The following is a 17,052-nucleotide window of genomic DNA, read 5'->3' as shown; positions in this document are numbered from 1 at the left end:
TATATATGTCTCAAGATTAAATCACCTTTTATTTTTGAGATTTATTTGAGGAGTATTGTGTGTAAGAATAGATTAAATAAATAGCGGAGAATAAATATGGCAACATTTGATGAAATTAAATCACAATTGGAAAGTTCATTTAATGCAGATGGAGCAGAAGGAATTGAGGCCACAATTCAACTAAATATTGAAGATCTAACCAATTTCTATGTGGATATTAATAATGGGAAATTGACTATAGAAGAGGGAACCCATGACTCGCCAGGTTTGACTCTAACTTTTGATACTTTTGATACGGTAACAAAAATATTTTCTGGAGATCAAGCGGCAGCAATGCAAGCATTTATGCAAGGCAAAGTTAAATTTGACGGTGACATGGCTCTCGGCCAAAAACTTGGCGAAGTTTTTAAAGCCTAACAGTTAAGATTTATATTTTACTGAACAACCGTAAGGCTTAGTTGTGTGATCTTTTATTTCTTGGTTATTAGTCAAATTATTTAAGGCATTTAACACATAATTATTGGCTTTAAGTAAGTTTTTGGACATAAAACCTCTCCCGCCTGCATCGTCTATGGCTCCTTGGTACTTGAGAAAGCCCTGAGGGTCAATAACATACATGTGAGGAGTTGTCTTAGCATCATAAAGTCTTCCGATCGTTCCTTCCTCATCAAAAAGAACATGATCAGGAGAAGCATTTCTAGATTGAGTGAGTTCATTAGCTTCTTTATTCGTAACATATCCTTGGGTACCAACGGCAGAAGAAATGATGCTAATCCAGACGGCTCCATAATCTTTGGCTCTGTCTTGAGTATTTTGCATATTACCTGATGAATAGTGCTTAGCCACAAAGGGGCATCCATGATTAGTCCATTCAAGAATTATGGTCTTTCCCTTATATTTACTTAGAGAAACTTTTTTGCCATATGAATCTAATAAAGTAAATTCCGGAGCGTCTGTATTCGTTTTAATGCTGGCTGTAATAGCAGTAAAATAAATGCTTAGTAAAAAGAATAAAATAAATTTAATAAATTTCATTTCGGGACCTCCATAAGATATTTCATCAAAATATCTTCAGTTAGAATCTCAGGCAAAATTATCGGCTCTTTTCCTTTTGAAAATAACAGGTATAAAGGTACTCCTGTTCGGCCATACTCAGCAAGTTTATTTGCAATCACAGCATCTTTTTTTGTCCAGTCTGCTTTTAAATAGGTTATTTCTCTGTCTGTTAAAGTACTTTTAACATTTTGTCTACTAAGGGCAACTGCTTCATTTACTTTGCAAGTAATACACCAATCAGCAGTAAAATTTAAGAATATAGATTTATTTTCTTGACGAAGTGCAGATACTTTTTCAGGAGTATAAAAATTACTATTTAAAGATGAAGCCTCATTATTCCTATACTCAGTTGGAATAAGCCATATTGAAAAAACAACAAGAATCAAAGCAAAGAATTGCGCAAATCTTTTCTTATAACCAGTTGTTAATTGAGTCTTTTCTAAGATCCATAGACCTACTGAAATAATTAGAGCGCCTAAAAGGACTAAAATAACTGAAAGAATCTCAACTTGACCGCTAAGAACCCAAAGAAGCCAAATAGCCGACGCCCACATTGGAAATGCCATAAATTGTTTCATGGTTTCCATCCACTCTCCTGGTTTCGGAAGAGATTTTAAGAGAGATGGATTGAAACTTAAGATTAAATAAGGTGCAGAAAAACCAAGACCTAATCCTACAAATATAGATATTGAGGACAAGCCTGGTTGTAATAGAGCTAAGCCCAAAGCAGAGCCCATAAAAGGTGCAGTGCAAGGGGAAGCAACAATGACAGCCAACATTCCAGTAAAAAAAGAAGATCCAAGGTCTGACGAATTTTTTGTCAATCCTCCAAGTTGCGCTAATTGACCTCCTATTGCTAAGTTATTCATAAACACAATTCCTATTGCAGTAAAAAGGTAAATTAATATTGAGACAACAATAGGAGATTGAAGTTGATAACCCCATCCAATTGACTCCCCCGTTGACTTGATAGCCAGTAATAAACCTGCAATTAACAGAAAAGTAAACAAGACTCCTGCTGAAAAAATTAGTCCATGTTGAGCTAATTTTTTTCTTGAACCATCGCTTTGCTCAATAAAGCTTAGTATTTTGATAGATAGAATAGGGAATACGCACGGCATGACATTAAGAATTAGGCCCCCTATAAAAGCAAAGAAAATTGCTGTTAAGACTCCTATGGATTGATCTAATCCTTTATCAGGTTGATTTGTTAAAGGACTCTTTATTGCATAATAATTTACGCTATCAATTTCTTGAATATATAGAACGCCCTTTAAAAATTTCTGATCTGATTGGTTATCTGCTATTGGTAATTCTAAACTTACGCTCAGATTGTTTTTTTCAATATTTTGAATTTTTGAATAATTAATAACTCCATAGTCTTCAGGAAAAAAATAACTTTCTACAATGTTACCTGGTTTATCAAATTGAAATTGCAGGAAGTAATTATTATCAAGTTCTTCTAATCTATATTCATAGGGAAAAGGTTTGGATAAACTATTTAATACTTTTTCTAAGATGAGAGTATTTTTAGTCGTGGTTTTTTGTCCTTCGATAATCTGAATATCTACTTCTGCTTCTTGGGGTATGCAAATATCCTTGCATGTAAACCAACTTACTTTTGTTGAAAGGTTGATAGGGAAGTCTATATCCTGATCAGAAGATATTTGGGTCAGCAAGATGACTTCATCTTCGTAACCAAAAGTCATTAATGGATCAACAGGAATTGTCTCCGGCCCTGGCCAAAGGATATCTGATGCATTTACTCCGTCTGGTAAAGTCCATGTTATAGATGCACCTTCACCAGCATCACCAGGGTTTTTCCAATAGGTATGCCAACCAGGGTTCAGTTTAAATTTGAGACCTATGAGAAGATCATCCCCTGCTACTAGTGTTTTAGATTCTGTAATTATTTCAATACTAGACTCACCTGCATCCTGATACTCATAAGCCTGCATGGAAGGAACATAAGCTAAACCTAAAAGTATTAGAATATAAAATTTTGAAATTAAGGATCTTAGTCTTATCACAATGTTTCTCCTTCAAAGTGCTCTTTAAGAATTGGTTTAACTGTCTTAGTCCAAAGTGCATACCCTTCTTTATTCATGTGCAAACCATCTTCAGTAAAAAAAACAGGGTTAGCTTTCCCATCAGTCATCATGCTTGGAACGATATCAATGAAAACAAGATTTTCTTCGTTTTTGGCAAACCTCCTCACTGCTTCATTCCAAAGATTTTGTTTTTTTCTTTGATGATCACGTGCAATGGACGGTTTAATGCTAATAACAAAGACTTTTGTGTCTTCAAAAGCTAACTGAGTTTTGGCATAAAAATCTCTGAATTCTTCAACTACTTTCATGGGGTTCTTAAGAGCATTTATATCATTACTCCCACAGAAAAAAATTATAGCTTTGGGCATATAAGGCTCAACTATATTACTGAAATGCTTGTTTACATGCGCAATATGGGCTCCACCAAAGCCTCTGTTAATCACTAAAAATGGTGCCATATCTTCCTTAAGGGATTCCCAGTATCTTATGCTTGAACTTCCTATAAAGAGAAAAGAATTCAGAGGCGGCATTTTTTTAGAATCTTCAAATACAAATTTAGAAATATCATCATCAAATCTATTCATATCACTGTATTTTCTTAATTCATCAATTCTTTCTTTTATTTCTGTTTTTGTGAGAGTTGTATTTAAAATTGTTGCTTCCTCTAAAATTCTTTTTTCATATTCTTGATCAGTCAGCGTGTTGAATGAATCGTCAGAACAAGACATGATTAAAAAAATAATTAGTAGAAAGTGTATAAATTTCATTCTATTAAGCTTTACCTGGTTTAGGGCTAACCATTTGAATATCAAATCCCAATACTTCAGATACCCCTCGAATCTTGTCTTCAGGGTTCATTTTAAAGAGTACTTTATAGTTACTAGGAGCTACAAGCCAAGCATTTTCAAGAATCTCTTGTTCTAATTGTTCTTGAACCCAACCTGTATACCCTAAAGTAATTAGATAATCTGCCGGACCGTCTCCATTTGCAATGGCTCGCAATATATCTATGGAGGTGCTTAAGCTCACATCTTTATTTATGGGCATTGTTGACTCCCATTCTGTATCAGCGCTGTGCAAAATAAAAACAGCTCCAGGGTTGACCGGTCCTCCCATAAGAAGAAAGTCCTGTGACAAAGAACCAAGAATTTTTATATTCATACTTTTAAAGAAATCAGTCATGCTAATTTGTAATGGCCGGTTAATGATAAGACCAAGAGTACCTTCATCGCTATGCTCGCATATATATATCAGGCTTTTAGAGAAATAAGAGGTTTCTTCTTCCGTAGGGGAAAAGCAAAGAATTTTATCTTTATAATCAGAACCTATATCTTTGCCTGACATTTTATAAGTAATTATTTTTTTTAAATCTTTCGTAAAAGTAAAAAGCGCTTATTACCAAAGAATGGTCTATTGTTTTATCATCTATTAAAAGAGGAATATCACCTAGATTAATTTTGACAACCTCTATATCTTCCATGGTGTCTAAATTTTGTTTTTCGATAAATTCCACATCCAGAGCTAAGTATGAAATTACCTGATTGGACATTAATGCAGGATTAGGAGAAGCTGAACCAATTTCTAGAACGTTGGTTGAGGTATATCCAGTTTCTTCAAGCATCTCTCTAATAGCAGCTTGCATAGGATCTTCTCCCTGCTCAGACATTCCTCCCGGTATTTCAAGGGTAATTTCTTTATTCCCAAATCTATATTGCTTTATCATGATCACTTCCCGGTCTTTAGTGATAGGAATTATATTAATCCAAGCTGGTGACTCCATAACCCAGACGGGAAATTCATTATTTTCTGGTGATAAAACTTTTTCTTCTTTTAAATCAAAAAGTTTATTATGTATAAGAGTTTTCGAACTCAGTGTTTTCCATTTACTGACCATATTAATTTTTAGTATATAAGTAAAAATAGTAGTTTAGTTATGTAATTATAATCTTTAAAAGAGCAGATTTTATGAGTTTTGAAGAAATCATTAATTGGATATCTCAAAATCCGGAATACGGAAGTTTAAGTATTGGCTTAGTTGGATTTTTTGAATCTTTTATTTTAGTCGGAACATTTTGGCCAAGTATTATTTTACTTTTAGTTGCTATGGCTCTTAATGAGGCTGGTTTAAATATTGTTATTCTAAGTATTTATGCTGGCCTGGGATCTTTGATCGGAGATGTATTGAGTTATTATTTAGGTCTTTCCTTAGGGCCTCAAATAAAAAAAACAAATTTTCTTAAAAAAAGAGAAACCCAAATAAATAAAACAGAAGCCTTTATAACTAAATATGGTTGGGGAGCTGTTTTCTTAGGTAGATTTATTCCAGCCATCAGGCCATTTATTCCTTTTTTTACAGGTCTTTCATCTATGCCTTGGAGAATTTTTATTTTAAGTGATTTCTTTGCATGTTTTTTATGGGCAATTTCACTAGCATTAATCTTGTTAGGAATAGATAATATTGTTTTATTTTTTTCATAATTTAAGGATATAGAAATGACAAAACATAATGCCCTCTCTACTTTTGGTAGATCAGGTAATCCTATGTTTAGAGCTAATTCATTTCAAGAAGATGCTCAATTCAAGGATTTACCTATATCTGAGAAGATGACTTTAGCAGGGTCTGTTAATAAAACTGCTACTCTTTTAATCCTTTGCCTGATCACAGCAACTTGGACTTGGAATCAATTTTTTTTGACTGGAGATCCAGCTTCTGTAATGGGTCTCACAATGATGGGGGCTATAGGAGGCTTAATTGCTGCATTAGTAACGATCTTTAAGAAAACTTGGGCACCAATTACTGCACCTATTTATGCGCTTCTAGAAGGTTTTGCTTTGGGAGGTATTTCTGCAATATTTGAAGCCCAATATTCTGGAATAGTTATTCAGGCGGTAGGCTTAACTTTTGGTACTTTAGCAGTATTACTTTTAGCCTATAAAACAGGCCTCATTAAACCTACTGAAAATTTTAAACTGATGATTGTTTCAGCTACTGGCGGAATCATGGTGCTTTATTTAATTAGTTTTGTAATGAGTTTTTTCGGTTCAGGAATAGGGTTTATCCATTCAAATGGATTATTCGGTATTGGTTTTAGCCTATTTGTGGTCGCTATAGCAGCTTTGAATTTAGTATTGGATTTTGATTTTATAGAAGAAGGATCAGAAAGAGGGCTGCCTAAATACATGGAATGGTTTGCAGCTTTCAGCCTGATGGTAACTTTAGTTTGGTTGTATTTAGAAATACTTAGACTCCTAGCTAAGTTAAGATCTCGATAAAAATGGATATTAATACTCTTATCTTTGGAGGCATAACTTTTGTCTCTTTAGTAATCTTTTTATATTTGGGGAAATTCAAGGCCTCAGAAAGTCAAAGAAATAGAGAAAATAAAATTAAATGGTTTAGGAGAAAATAGTCTAAAGTTTCTTCAATTTAACTTTTAACCCATCTGAAGGCATGGGCATTGGGAAGGATTGAAAGTAGGGATTATAATCTTCATCTATCTCTATAGAATATTTTTTTAAGGTTTGGAATATAAATATTCTCAAGTTAAGCAAGGCAAAATGCATTCCTATACATTTATGTGCTCCTCCTCCAAATGGTATATAGCTAAATGGATGCCGTTTATCTTCTGCCCTTGAATCACTAAATCTTTCGGGATCAAATTTCAAAGGATCATCCCACCATTCTGGCATTCTGTGAACAAAGCTTGGAGATAGAGTTAAAATTGTGTCCGCAGGTATTTTATGACCTTCAATTTCTGTTTTATTTATATTCCTTCTTGTTAACATCATTACTGACGGATGTAATCTGAGTGTTTCCTTGAAGGCTAGCTCAGTATCTGACATGGAATTTAAATCTTCATAATCAAGCTCTTTTTTATTAATCGAAAGCACTTCTTCTCTTAGCCTGTCTTGCCAATTCTTATTCTTGCCAAGATAAAACATCAGATTTAATAAAGTGCTAGTCGTGGTATCGTGAGCAGCAAAAAGTAGAAAAGACATATGACCTGATATTTCTTGATTTGTTAAATATTCATCTTCTTCAGTCTTGGCTTTAGTGACTTGGGTAAAAATATCTGGATTGTCAGAATCTCTTCTAACATTAATTTTTTCTTCGAAGAATGCCTTTAATTTAAGTTTAGCCTTTTGTCCTTTCCAATATTTAGAGAATGGAATAGGGTAGGGAAGTGGTGTTATTAGACCATCACTGACTTTAATAAAGTTCTTACTTAATTCTTTAGCTTCTTTATCTGAAGCGTTAATTCCAACAAAAACATTAGAGGCTACATCTAACAAAGTTTCTTTTACTAAAGGAAAAAGGCTAATCTCTTCATTTGTCGGGAGTTTATCTATATGAGACTCTTGGATTGGTTGGACCATTCTTACGTAGTCTTTCAATGAGTCTGTTTTAAAAGCTGGTTGCGTAGCTCTTCTTAGTTTTTTATGTTCATCAAAGTCTTTTAAAAGTAAACCTTCTTCATAAAAGTGTCCTAAGCTGCCAGCATATCCTGTTTTGGAACTAAAATTTCTATCTCTATCAAATAAAATTGGTTGATTGTATTCTGGTCCTAGCATCAATAAGGACCTCTGACCTCTTACAAATGCCATTCTAGAAACTGGACCATATTTGTCATAATGATCTTGCATTAATATATAAGGATCTTTGACTAAGGAGACAGTCTTGCCTAGAAACGGATAGCCGTAATCCCCATCAAAATCTTTTAATTCTCTATTATCTTTTCTTTGATCATATGATTCTGATGTTGTGCTCATCCAATGGCCTCCATAAAAAGTTTTTCATAATCTTGAACTGTGACTGATCTTGGGTTGGTAAAGTTGCATACATCAGCCATTGAATGTTCTACCAGACCAGGAATCATATCATTAGTTACACCCATTTCTTTTAAATTAGCAGGAAGACCTATTTGCTGATTTAGTTTCTCTATTTCTTCAGATAGATCTACAGACTCATCCTTGCCCATTGCTCTTGCTATTCTTTCATATTTATTACCAACATGCCCATAATTAAAGCGTAATATGGTAGGAAGAATTACCCCATTTAAAGTTCCATGATGTAATCTTAGTTCTTGGTTAGCTCCTAAGGCATGACTCATAGAATGGACTGCTCCAAGACCCTTAGTAAAAGCCATGGCGCCTTCCGTTGCTGCCATCATCATATTCCATCTCGCTTCAGTATTGCTTCCATCTTGCACTGCCTTTATTAAATTCCCTTCCCTGACAACCTTTTCAATTCCATCCAAGCCAACACCTTCTGCAGGAGGATCGATGACCGGTGAGAGTATTGCCTCTATGCAATGAGTTAAAGCATCCATTCCACCTCCAGCTGTCATTGCAGTTGGAAGTCCAAGAGTAAGAGATGGATCGCATATAGCTGATGCAGGTATCAATTCTTTACTGACTAGGATTAATTTTCTGCCGTCATTCATTACGATAACTGATCCGCTCGAGACTTCACTTCCGGTTCCAGATGTTGTTGGTATAGCAATTAATGGTGCTGTTTTCTTTATTTTTTCCATTCCCCCTTCGTTAGCAGAATAATCACTTAAGCAACCGCTGTGGTTTGCCATTAAGCAAACCGCTTTTGCCAGATCTATACTAGAGCCACCTCCAAAACCTATAACTCCATCACAACCCTCTGATTTGTAAGCTTCTAAAGCTATTAATACTGCTTCCTCTGTTGGGTTAGCTGGAGTTTTATCAAAAAGTATGGGAGAAAACTTATTAGAGATTTGATTATTTAGCTTATCTAAAAGACCTGCATCTTTAATGCCTGGATCCGAACAGATAAGAGGTTTTTTAATATTATGATGTTCAAGAATGTTTGAGATTTGATCAAGAGCGCCATAATCAAAAAAAGGACTATTAATAAAGTTTAAATTTGTCATTAATATTTAAAATATTGATTTAAAGTTTACATGGATATAGATAAAAGGAATAGTGAGATCTGATAATTAAATTTATCTTTAAATATAATTAGATTTTTCTTACTTAGTGAATATTTATTACCTATACTTAAGTTAATGATGGAATTAGATTCTTCAAAAGATATAAGAGTAAAGATAATGGATTATCTGGCAAGAAGGGATCACTCTAAAAAAGAGATATTAAAAAAAATGACTTCTAAAGTAAGCTCATTAGAATTATTATTAACAGAGATTGATAAATTAGAAGTAGAAGGCTACATAAACGAACAGAGATTTGCGGAAGATTATGTAAATGCAAGGGTTTTTCGTGGAAATGGGCCTTTAAAGATCAAAGCTGAACTCAGAAATAAGGGGATAAATGATAATGTTATTCTAGCTGCGACGTTACTTCATGAAGAAACGTGGGTAATAAATGCTCATAAAGCATTGGTAAAGAAATTTGGACATATAAATGCTGAGAGTTATGAAGAGATTCAAAAACTTAAACTTAAAAAACAACGTTTTCTTGGCTCTAGAGGGTTCAGTTTTGAAGCTATTAACGCAGCAATGAAGAAGGACGTTTTAATTGATAACTAAAGAAAATAGTCAGTCACATAACATAGGGAATAGATTAAAAGAATAATGAGTTACCAAGTATTGGCAAGGAAATGGCGGCCTGCATCTTTCAAAGAAGTGGTAGGACAAGACCATGTTGTGAAAGCTCTCTCTAATTCTTTGACGCAAGATAAACTTCATCATGCTTACCTCCTAACGGGCACCAGAGGTGTTGGTAAAACCTCAATTGCTAGGATTCTAACAAAATGCTTAAATTGTGAAACTGGGCTAACTGATTCTCCTTGTGATGAATGCAGTACATGTCTATCGATAGCTCAAGGAACTTCTATGGATTTTCAAGAGGTAGATGCAGCATCTAGGCGTGGAGTGGAAGAGATGCAGAGCCTTTTAGAGACAGTGGTTCATATGCCTGGATCTTCTAGATATAAGATATATCTAATAGATGAAGTCCACATGCTGACCAAGCATAGCTTTAATGCTCTTTTAAAAACTTTAGAAGAGCCTCCACCCCATATCATCTTTATTTTAGCAACTACGGAACCAGAAAGCGTGCCAGCGACAGTTCTTTCAAGATGCTTACAGTTTCATCTTAAGAATTTAGCCCCTCAATTACTTGTGCAGCAAATAGAGCATATTTTAACTGAAGAAAATATTGATTTTGATGCTGGAAGCGTTGCCTTGATAGCAAGAGCAGGGAGAGGTAGTTTAAGAGATGCGCTTACTTTATTAGATCAAGCTATTGCCTATGCAGATAATGTATTAACGAGTCAGAAAATTTCAGAAATGTTAGGTATTCTTCCATACGATGAAGTCTATAGGCTTCTTAATTTTATTATATCTGGTAAATCTGACCTGTTATTTCAAAAATTACAGGAAATATCAGAATTTTCTATAGATTATCATCGATTATTAGACTTAATATTAGAAAGCATTCAATTCATTTCTATTGCTCAAATAGAAGAAGATGCCTTAGTTAATGCACCTGTTAACAAAGAAGAGATTATTAAATTAAGTTCCGAAATATCGCAAGAGGATGCGCAAGTTCTTTATCAAATAGGAATTATGGCAAAGCGAGATCTAGATTTAGCTCCAGATTTAGCAAGCGGCTTTGAAATGGCTTTAATTAGGATGATGTTATTTTTACCCACTTTAGACAAAGACCCCGAGGGAGAAATTAAGGCCGAGGTAGAAGATGTTGCTTCGTTAGAAAAACTAAGAAATTCTGAAACTATAATTGCAGGTAATGAAGTTCATGGGTCTCAGGCTAAAAAGGCAAAAGATCAAATTAATAAATTAGATCCTTCAGATGAAGATAATACAAAAGTAGAGGAAACCCAAAATCACTCCAATATATCTTCATCAATACCACTCGATAAGAATTCTTGGAATGAAGTTTTTCTATCCTTAGAATTGCCGGCTGGAACTAGACAACTTATTTCTCATTGTTCTTTTGTAAAAAAAGAAGACTCAATAATTTATTTTTCAATGCCAGAAGATAAGTTGAATCTTTTGTCCGGATCGCACAGGAAAGATTTCCAAGAAAGCCTTTCAAAAGCACTTAATCAAACTGTTAACTTATTCTATGAGCCAGCCTCCAAGAAGACAGATTCACCAAATGCAATTAAAGAGAAAGATGCATTGAAAAAGAAACAAGATTTAGAAGATTCAATAAAAAATGATCCAAAGGTTAAATTAATGATAGATGAGTTGGGGGCTAGTGTTTTAGATTCTTCAATTAAAGAAATTAAATGAATTACTTAAGTCCTGTCATAGAACAATTGATATCATCTCTTCAATGTCTTCCAGGCATTGGACCTAAATCAGCTAGAAGGTTGGCTTTATATCTTTTAGATCGAGGAAGGGATGGCGGTGTTATTTTATCTGATTCTATTAAGCTAGCCTTAGATGAAATAAGTAAATGTAAACAATGTAGATTTTTTACAGAAAAGGAACTATGCATTATATGTAGAAGTCAAATGAGAGATAATTCTTTGATTTGTGTCGTTGAATCCTCAACAGATTTAATAGCTATTGAAGAAAGTAGTCATTTTAATGGTATTTATTTTGTCTTACATGGTTATCTATCGCCAATAGATGGCGTGGGACCTGAAGACTTAGGCTTGGATGCACTACATGAACTTGTTTTATTAAATAAATCTAAAGAGTTAGTGCTAGCAATTAATCCTTCACTTGAAGGTGAGGCCACTTCACATTATATTTATAACTCAATGAAAGATTTAGATGACCTTACAATAAGCTCATTAGCCAGAGGGGTACCTCTTAGCAGTGAAATCGAGTATTTAGATGAGGGGACATTAACTCATGCTTTTCAGCAGAGAAAAGTATTAGATCAGGGTATTTAATATCAAATGAAAATTTATATTGGAGTTTTTTTATCAACATTCATTTTATTCTTTTTAGGCGTTTTAGGTAATAAGTTGTTTTTATATTTTGGATATGATTTTTATGGTATTCAGAATTCATCAGAAAAAATTCTTTCAGGATATGTTCTTTATTTTATCAATAATTTAATCGTGATATCTCTCTTGACATGGATGATAACAAAGGTGATGCCCCTTTTAGATAAACCTAGAAAAAGAGTTTTATTTATCTTTATTTTGGGCATAATTTTTTCTTTGTATTCAAGAAGTGCTATCTTGTTATCAGGACAACCTTGGATCAATTTGTATTTAGGCCTTGCCTTTGATGCTTTGGTCTGGTTTATACTTTCAATTATTTTAGCCCAATTTATTAAACCTAAGCACTTAGGCGCATCTTAGTAGATAAAATATGACAATAAAATCTGATAAATGGATTAAGAGGATGTCAAATGATCATGAAATGATTAATCCTTATGAACCAAATCAAATAAAGCACAACAACGAAGATAAATCCAAAATAATTTCTTATGGCACTTCATCTTATGGTTATGATGTGAGATGTTCAGATGAATTTAAGATATTTACAAATATAAATTCAGCAACCGTAGACCCAAAATTTTTTGATGAAAAAAGTTTTGTAGATTTAAAAGGAGAAGTTTGTGTTATCCCTCCTAATTCTTTTGTCCTTGCAAGAACAGTTGAGTATTTTAAAATTCCCAGGAATGTTCTGACAATTTGCGTAGGAAAGTCAACTTATGCAAGATGTGGAATTATAGTTAACGTAACTCCTTTGGAGCCAGAATGGGAGGGCCATGTTACGCTTGAGTTTTCAAACACAACTAGCTTACCTGCTAAAATATATGCTAATGAAGGCGTAGCCCAGATGTTATTTTTAGAGTCAGATGAAGTTTGTGAAACAAGCTATAAAGACAGGAATGGAAAATATCAAGGCCAAAAAGGAGTAACTTTGCCTAAAGCTTAACTTCCAATATCCTCGTAAGAAGAAATCATTAGTTCTCTTTTTTCTTGTCCATCATCATTTATAACTTTAATAAGGGCAAAATCTAGATCAGGTGCAAACCAAAATTCTTGTTCTCTTGGATCTGCTTCAGATCTAACTCGGACTACTTTTATGGCTTGGAATGTACCTAATGATGTGTTGACGGTTTCTAATCCTTTTATAGAAAAATTTCTATGCTTTATTTCTCCTTTAAAATATACATCAAGTTCTATTTTTTCCGGAAGATTATCAAGACCTGATTTTCTTAATTTGAGTCTTAGTAATAATGGTCCAGTTGCAGGACCAAGATAATTAGGTAGAAGGTCTAATTTACCTTTATTACCATCTTCATTAAAACTAATAACAGAATTTAACCAATCAAAAGTAACTAGATAATTCTTTTTACTAAATAGAATTCTTTCTTTTCTACTCCATCTTAAAGGTTTGATTGAGTCAGCATTAATCTCAAATGAGGCACTCTCAGTTCTTGAAAATATTCCTCCTCCTGCCTTTATAATAGATTTAATTTTCCACTTATTTCCTTCAACATTAATCATTTCTACATCCATCTTACCGCCCGACATTTTTAGACTTGCTACTTCGGCGTCTATGGTATTAAAAGGTTCAGAAAAGATCCATAATGGAAAAATCAAGATCAATATGCTTAAAAACTGTTTCATCTTAGATCCTCAAAGATGATTACTTCATTTTCTATATCTTTATTTAAGAATGTAACTTTATTATTGTTTATTCGCATATCTCCTCGCGCTATCCAACTTATTACTTCAGGATATATTTTATATTCAAGCATGTGTACTTCATGTTCTAATTCTACAGGATTCGAAGTCTTAATGTTTAGAATAGATTGTGCACATATAGCTCCACTATCTAGATGTTCATTAACATAATGAACAGTAACGCCATGTATTTTATCTTTAGCCTTAATTGCCTGATCATGAGTATTTAATCCTGGATATTTTGGAAGAAGAGAAGGGTGTATATTAATAATCTTTCCTTCAAATTTTTCTATAAATGTTTGGCTGAGAATTCTCATAAACCCAGCCAAGACTATTATGTCTGGGGAGAATGGTTCTATTTTTTTCAACAATACCTTGTCAAATTCCTCTCTTGAAGGAAAATTTTTATGGTCAACTATTATATTTTTAATATTAGCCGCTTTTGCTCTTTCCAGGCCATATGCCGATTCATTATTACTTATTACACAAGCAATATACCCATTTATTTGTTTATTGGAAATAGCATCGATGATGGCCTGGAGATTGGAACCATTACCTGAAATTAATATTACAATAGAAGCCCTTCTATTCCACATTCTTTATTTTTTAAAAATAATTTGTGATTCTTTTTTTTCTCTTTTTCTTACATAACCTAATTTATTTGCTACTTCTCCTTTTTTACGTAGATTATTTATTACTGATTTAGTATCTTTAGGGTCGCAGGCCAAGACCATGCCTATTCCGCAATTAAATGTTGCAAACATAGAGCCTAAAGAAAGGTTTGAAGCTTCTTTTATAGTATTAAACAGGGGTTGATTCGGCCAATCTTTTGAATCAAATTCTATAATGAATGATAGATTATTGCCTGTCATCCTAGGAATATTTTCTGTTAAGCCGCCTCCAGTTATATGGGATATGCCATGTAAACTTATCTTTTTAGAAAGGTTAAGAATGTGCTTAACATAGATCTTAGTTGGCTCTAAAAGCCTATCACCAATTTTTTTTCCATCTATTTTCTGATTTAGATTTATTTTTCTATCTAAGATTAATTTTCTTATCAAAGAGAATCCATTTGAATGAATTCCAGAAGAGCTAATTCCAATTAAGTCATCACCATCTTTCACTAAACTTCCATCAATAATTTTTTTTTCATCAACTATTCCAACTGAAAAGCCTGCTAAATCAAAACTATTTTTAGGAAAAGTACCAGGATGTTCAGCTGTTTCTCCACCTACTAAAGAGCAATTAGCAATTTTGCATCCATGGGCTATTCCAGCTATTACTTCAGACGCGGTCTTAACATTTAATTTGTCTGTAACATAGTAATCTAAGAAAAGGAGAGGTTCTCCACCACAAGTAATAAGGTCATTTACGCACATGGCCACGAGATCAATACCAATTGTTTTATAATTCTTTACTTGCTTAGCTATCTCTACTTTAGTACCTACACCGTCAGTACAACTTACAAGTAAAGGGTTTTTTATATTCTTAGGTAATCTACTGAGTGCAGCGAAAGAGCCCAATCCGGATAGTATTTCAGGTCGTTTAGTTTTAGAAACAGACGATTTTATTTTTTTTACTAATTCATAGCCTTTATCAACATTTACTCCAGCTCTTTTATAAGTTATTTGGCTTTGTTTTCTTTTTGACATTGCGACTTATATTTATTTTAGATGAAACCATCAACAAATAGTAGATTATCCTATAATGACTTTGAGATAAGAATTTTTAAATGAAAAGAATCACTTTTTTTATAGCATGTATATTTTTTAGCCCTCTAGTACTTTTAGAGGAGCCTATCTTGGAAGATAGGATCTTTTCTTTCAAATATGATATTACTTCAACCGAAAGATTAGCAATAAATGAAGCAATGTCTGAATCTTTTAAGGGTTTACTCCTTAGGTTAACTGGTAATTCATTGATATTAACTAAAAAAGGAGTCAAACAAGGGATTATCGACGCAGAAGATTATGTAGATGAATATGCATTAATCACCTCAGATACTACTTCGCAGACACAGGTCATTTTTTCTTTTAACGAGGCTTTGGTAAAAGAATTGATAGAAAGAAATAATCTACCATTATGGATAGGTCAAGGGACTCAAGTTTTATTTTATTTACCTTGTAGTAACGATATATCTTTAGATCAAGGAGCAAATGAATTGTTCCACGACCTATGTTTAGATATAGAAACAGAGTTAATTAAACAATCAGAATTGAGATCTATAATTATGATTAAACCTGCATTAGATTTTCTTGATATATCTTCAGTGAATATATTTGATTCAGAACAACTTTCCTTTTCTCTAGATAAAATAGGAGCCCGTTATGGGTTAGAGCATTGGTTGGCTTGTTTTATAAAAAATGAGTTCGGAGAAAGACTGGATCAACCCTTTTGTCAATCTAATGCAAATAATAATATTAAGAGCCCTTATAAAGAGGCCATATCCTTATTAGTTGATAATATATCCAGAGATTCTCAACTATTTATATCTTCAGATTCTAAGCAAGATATTCCGGTGACAATAAAGAATGTTTTAAATTACACAAGTTATCAAGATCTTGAGAAGCTTTTATCCTCATTGTTAGTAATAGACTCCTTTAATTTAGCAGGGCTCAATGGGTCAGATGTTTCCTTTATTATTTCTATAAACTCTGATTATAAAGACTTAGAAAAGGTTCTAAAATTAAACTTAGAGCCATTCGATCAGAATAATATGAGACTGGGAGGCAAGATGTTAACATTCTTATACCGACCTATAGAAAGAGTATCTCCCTAAAATCAATGATTGCTGCTTTACCAAATATAATAACAACATTTAGATTTATTCTAGTTGTCCCTATAAGTGTTGCCATTTTTCAGGGCAATGATTTATTGGCTTTGATTTTATTTGCTTTAGCAGGAATATCAGATGGAATGGATGGCTTTTTAGCCAGGAGATATGGCTGGCAAAGTAAGTTTGGTGAATTTGCTGATCCTCTCGCAGATAAATGTTTAATTATAACTACTTTATTAGCGCTGGCATTTTCTGGAAGACTTCCTATGTGGCTCGTAACAACTTTATTAGCTAGAGATGGAATAATAGTCATAGGTGTTTTATTGCATTTATTATTATTTGAATCATATAACTTGCTGCCAAATAGATGGGGTAAGCACTATACTGGCTGGACTATTGCTTTATTTGTAATAGTTTTATTAAGAGGAATAAATCCTGAAATTCCATTATTCTTGGAATATATTGCGACTGGAGGAGTTTTAATATTTATTTTCCTTAGCATCACTAATTATTTTTTAGCAGAAGGTAAGGCTATCTTTAAGCAGATAATTTAA

The 17,052-nt window shown here is 33.3% G+C and carries 20 protein-coding genes; 10 read left to right on the top strand and 10 right to left on the bottom strand.

Annotated elements, in window-relative coordinates; translation table 11 throughout:
- Positions 1-96 precede the first annotated feature (96 nt).
- The gene (locus tag P8J93_03970) at positions 97-417 is read left to right on the top strand and encodes an SCP2 sterol-binding domain-containing protein (protein ID MDG2060960.1); all 321 of its coding nucleotides are present in this window, start codon (positions 97-99) and stop codon (positions 415-417) included.
- Positions 418-420: 3 nt separating this feature from the next.
- Here P8J93_03970 and P8J93_03965 read toward each other — a convergent pair whose 3' ends face one another.
- The 5 genes from P8J93_03965 to P8J93_03945 are packed head-to-tail and all read right to left on the bottom strand — an operon-like array spanning position 421 to position 5,001.
- Entirely contained in the window at positions 421-1,035 is a 615-nt protein-coding gene (locus tag P8J93_03965) for a redoxin domain-containing protein (protein MDG2060959.1), read from the bottom strand.
- The gene (locus tag P8J93_03960; protein ID MDG2060958.1) at positions 1,032-3,086 is read right to left on the bottom strand and encodes a protein-disulfide reductase DsbD family protein; all 2,055 of its coding nucleotides are present in this window, start codon (positions 3,084-3,086) and stop codon (positions 1,032-1,034) included. Before P8J93_03960 ends, P8J93_03965 begins: the two co-directional genes overlap by 4 nt.
- Positions 3,083-3,835: a GDSL-type esterase/lipase family protein gene (locus tag P8J93_03955; GenBank protein ID MDG2060957.1), complete on the bottom strand. Its 753-nt coding sequence runs from the start codon at positions 3,833-3,835 to the stop codon at positions 3,083-3,085. The genes P8J93_03960 and P8J93_03955 overlap by 4 nt, the downstream gene beginning before the upstream one ends.
- Before the next feature lie 43 nt (positions 3,836-3,878).
- Positions 3,879-4,451 (bottom strand): YqgE/AlgH family protein, encoded by a 573-nt coding sequence (locus tag P8J93_03950; protein ID MDG2060956.1) that lies wholly within the window; start codon positions 4,449-4,451, stop codon positions 3,879-3,881.
- A gap of 1 nt (position 4,452) precedes the next feature.
- The gene (locus P8J93_03945) at positions 4,453-5,001 is read right to left on the bottom strand and encodes an NUDIX hydrolase (protein ID MDG2060955.1); all 549 of its coding nucleotides are present in this window, start codon (positions 4,999-5,001) and stop codon (positions 4,453-4,455) included.
- A gap of 71 nt (positions 5,002-5,072) precedes the next feature.
- On the opposite strand from P8J93_03945, the gene P8J93_03940 reads away from it, so the two are divergent.
- Both P8J93_03940 and P8J93_03935 read left to right on the top strand, forming a co-directional pair.
- Complete coding sequence (locus P8J93_03940; GenBank protein ID MDG2060954.1) at positions 5,073-5,585, top strand: DedA family protein; 513 nt, start codon at positions 5,073-5,075, stop codon at positions 5,583-5,585.
- A gap of 15 nt (positions 5,586-5,600) precedes the next feature.
- Entirely contained in the window at positions 5,601-6,380 is a 780-nt protein-coding gene (locus P8J93_03935; GenBank protein MDG2060953.1) for a Bax inhibitor-1/YccA family protein, read from the top strand.
- Positions 6,381-6,518: 138 nt separating this feature from the next.
- Here the strand turns inward: P8J93_03935 and P8J93_03930 are convergent, their stop codons facing one another.
- Both P8J93_03930 and P8J93_03925 read right to left on the bottom strand, forming a co-directional pair.
- The gene (locus P8J93_03930; GenBank protein ID MDG2060952.1) at positions 6,519-7,877 is read right to left on the bottom strand and encodes a cytochrome P450; all 1,359 of its coding nucleotides are present in this window, start codon (positions 7,875-7,877) and stop codon (positions 6,519-6,521) included.
- Complete coding sequence (locus tag P8J93_03925; protein ID MDG2060951.1) at positions 7,874-9,010, bottom strand: iron-containing alcohol dehydrogenase; 1,137 nt, start codon at positions 9,008-9,010, stop codon at positions 7,874-7,876. The genes P8J93_03930 and P8J93_03925 overlap by 4 nt, the downstream gene beginning before the upstream one ends.
- Before the next feature lie 135 nt (positions 9,011-9,145).
- Here P8J93_03925 and P8J93_03920 point away from each other — a divergent pair, with 135 nt between their 5' ends.
- The 5 genes from P8J93_03920 to dcd are packed head-to-tail and all read left to right on the top strand — an operon-like array spanning position 9,146 to position 12,967.
- Positions 9,146-9,625 carry a regulatory protein RecX gene (locus P8J93_03920; protein ID MDG2060950.1) on the top strand — a complete coding sequence of 160 codons (480 nt, stop codon included), beginning with the start codon at positions 9,146-9,148 and terminating at the stop codon, positions 9,623-9,625.
- 45 nt (positions 9,626-9,670) lie between these two features.
- The gene (gene dnaX / locus P8J93_03915; GenBank protein ID MDG2060949.1) at positions 9,671-11,356 is read left to right on the top strand and encodes a DNA polymerase III subunit gamma/tau; all 1,686 of its coding nucleotides are present in this window, start codon (positions 9,671-9,673) and stop codon (positions 11,354-11,356) included.
- A complete protein-coding gene (gene recR, locus P8J93_03910; GenBank protein ID MDG2060948.1) occupies positions 11,353-11,967 on the top strand; it encodes a recombination mediator RecR in 615 nt (204 codons plus the stop codon). Before dnaX ends, recR begins: the two co-directional genes overlap by 4 nt.
- Positions 11,968-11,973: 6 nt before the next feature.
- Entirely contained in the window at positions 11,974-12,384 is a 411-nt protein-coding gene (locus P8J93_03905) for a hypothetical protein (protein MDG2060947.1), read from the top strand.
- Between the two features lie 10 nt (positions 12,385-12,394).
- Entirely contained in the window at positions 12,395-12,967 is a 573-nt protein-coding gene (gene dcd, locus P8J93_03900; GenBank protein MDG2060946.1) for a dCTP deaminase, read from the top strand.
- Here dcd and P8J93_03895 read toward each other — a convergent pair.
- Genes P8J93_03895 through purM form a run of 3 tightly spaced genes read right to left on the bottom strand, consistent with a single transcriptional unit; the run spans position 12,964 to position 15,374 of the window.
- Positions 12,964-13,665 carry a DUF3108 domain-containing protein gene (locus P8J93_03895; protein MDG2060945.1) on the bottom strand — a complete coding sequence of 234 codons (702 nt, stop codon included), beginning with the start codon at positions 13,663-13,665 and terminating at the stop codon, positions 12,964-12,966. The genes dcd and P8J93_03895 overlap by 4 nt on opposite strands.
- Positions 13,662-14,318, bottom strand: coding sequence for a phosphoribosylglycinamide formyltransferase (purN, locus tag P8J93_03890; GenBank protein MDG2060944.1), 657 nt, complete (start codon positions 14,316-14,318; stop codon positions 13,662-13,664). Before purN ends, P8J93_03895 begins: the two co-directional genes overlap by 4 nt.
- A 3-nt stretch (positions 14,319-14,321) precedes the next feature.
- Entirely contained in the window at positions 14,322-15,374 is a 1,053-nt protein-coding gene (gene purM, locus P8J93_03885; GenBank protein ID MDG2060943.1) for a phosphoribosylformylglycinamidine cyclo-ligase, read from the bottom strand.
- A gap of 80 nt (positions 15,375-15,454) precedes the next feature.
- On the opposite strand from purM, the gene P8J93_03880 reads away from it, so the two are divergent.
- Positions 15,455-16,501 (top strand): DUF2066 domain-containing protein, encoded by a 1,047-nt coding sequence (locus P8J93_03880; protein MDG2060942.1) that lies wholly within the window; start codon positions 15,455-15,457, stop codon positions 16,499-16,501.
- A 5-nt stretch (positions 16,502-16,506) separates the two neighbouring features.
- Positions 16,507-17,052, top strand: a complete 546-nt coding sequence (locus P8J93_03875) for a CDP-alcohol phosphatidyltransferase family protein (protein ID MDG2060941.1) — start codon at positions 16,507-16,509, stop codon at positions 17,050-17,052.

The organism is SAR86 cluster bacterium, from assembly GCA_029268615.1.
GTDB lineage: Bacteria > Pseudomonadota > Gammaproteobacteria > Magnimaribacterales > Magnimaribacteraceae > JAQWNM01.
This window is presented reverse-complemented; position numbering and strand designations above follow the sequence as displayed.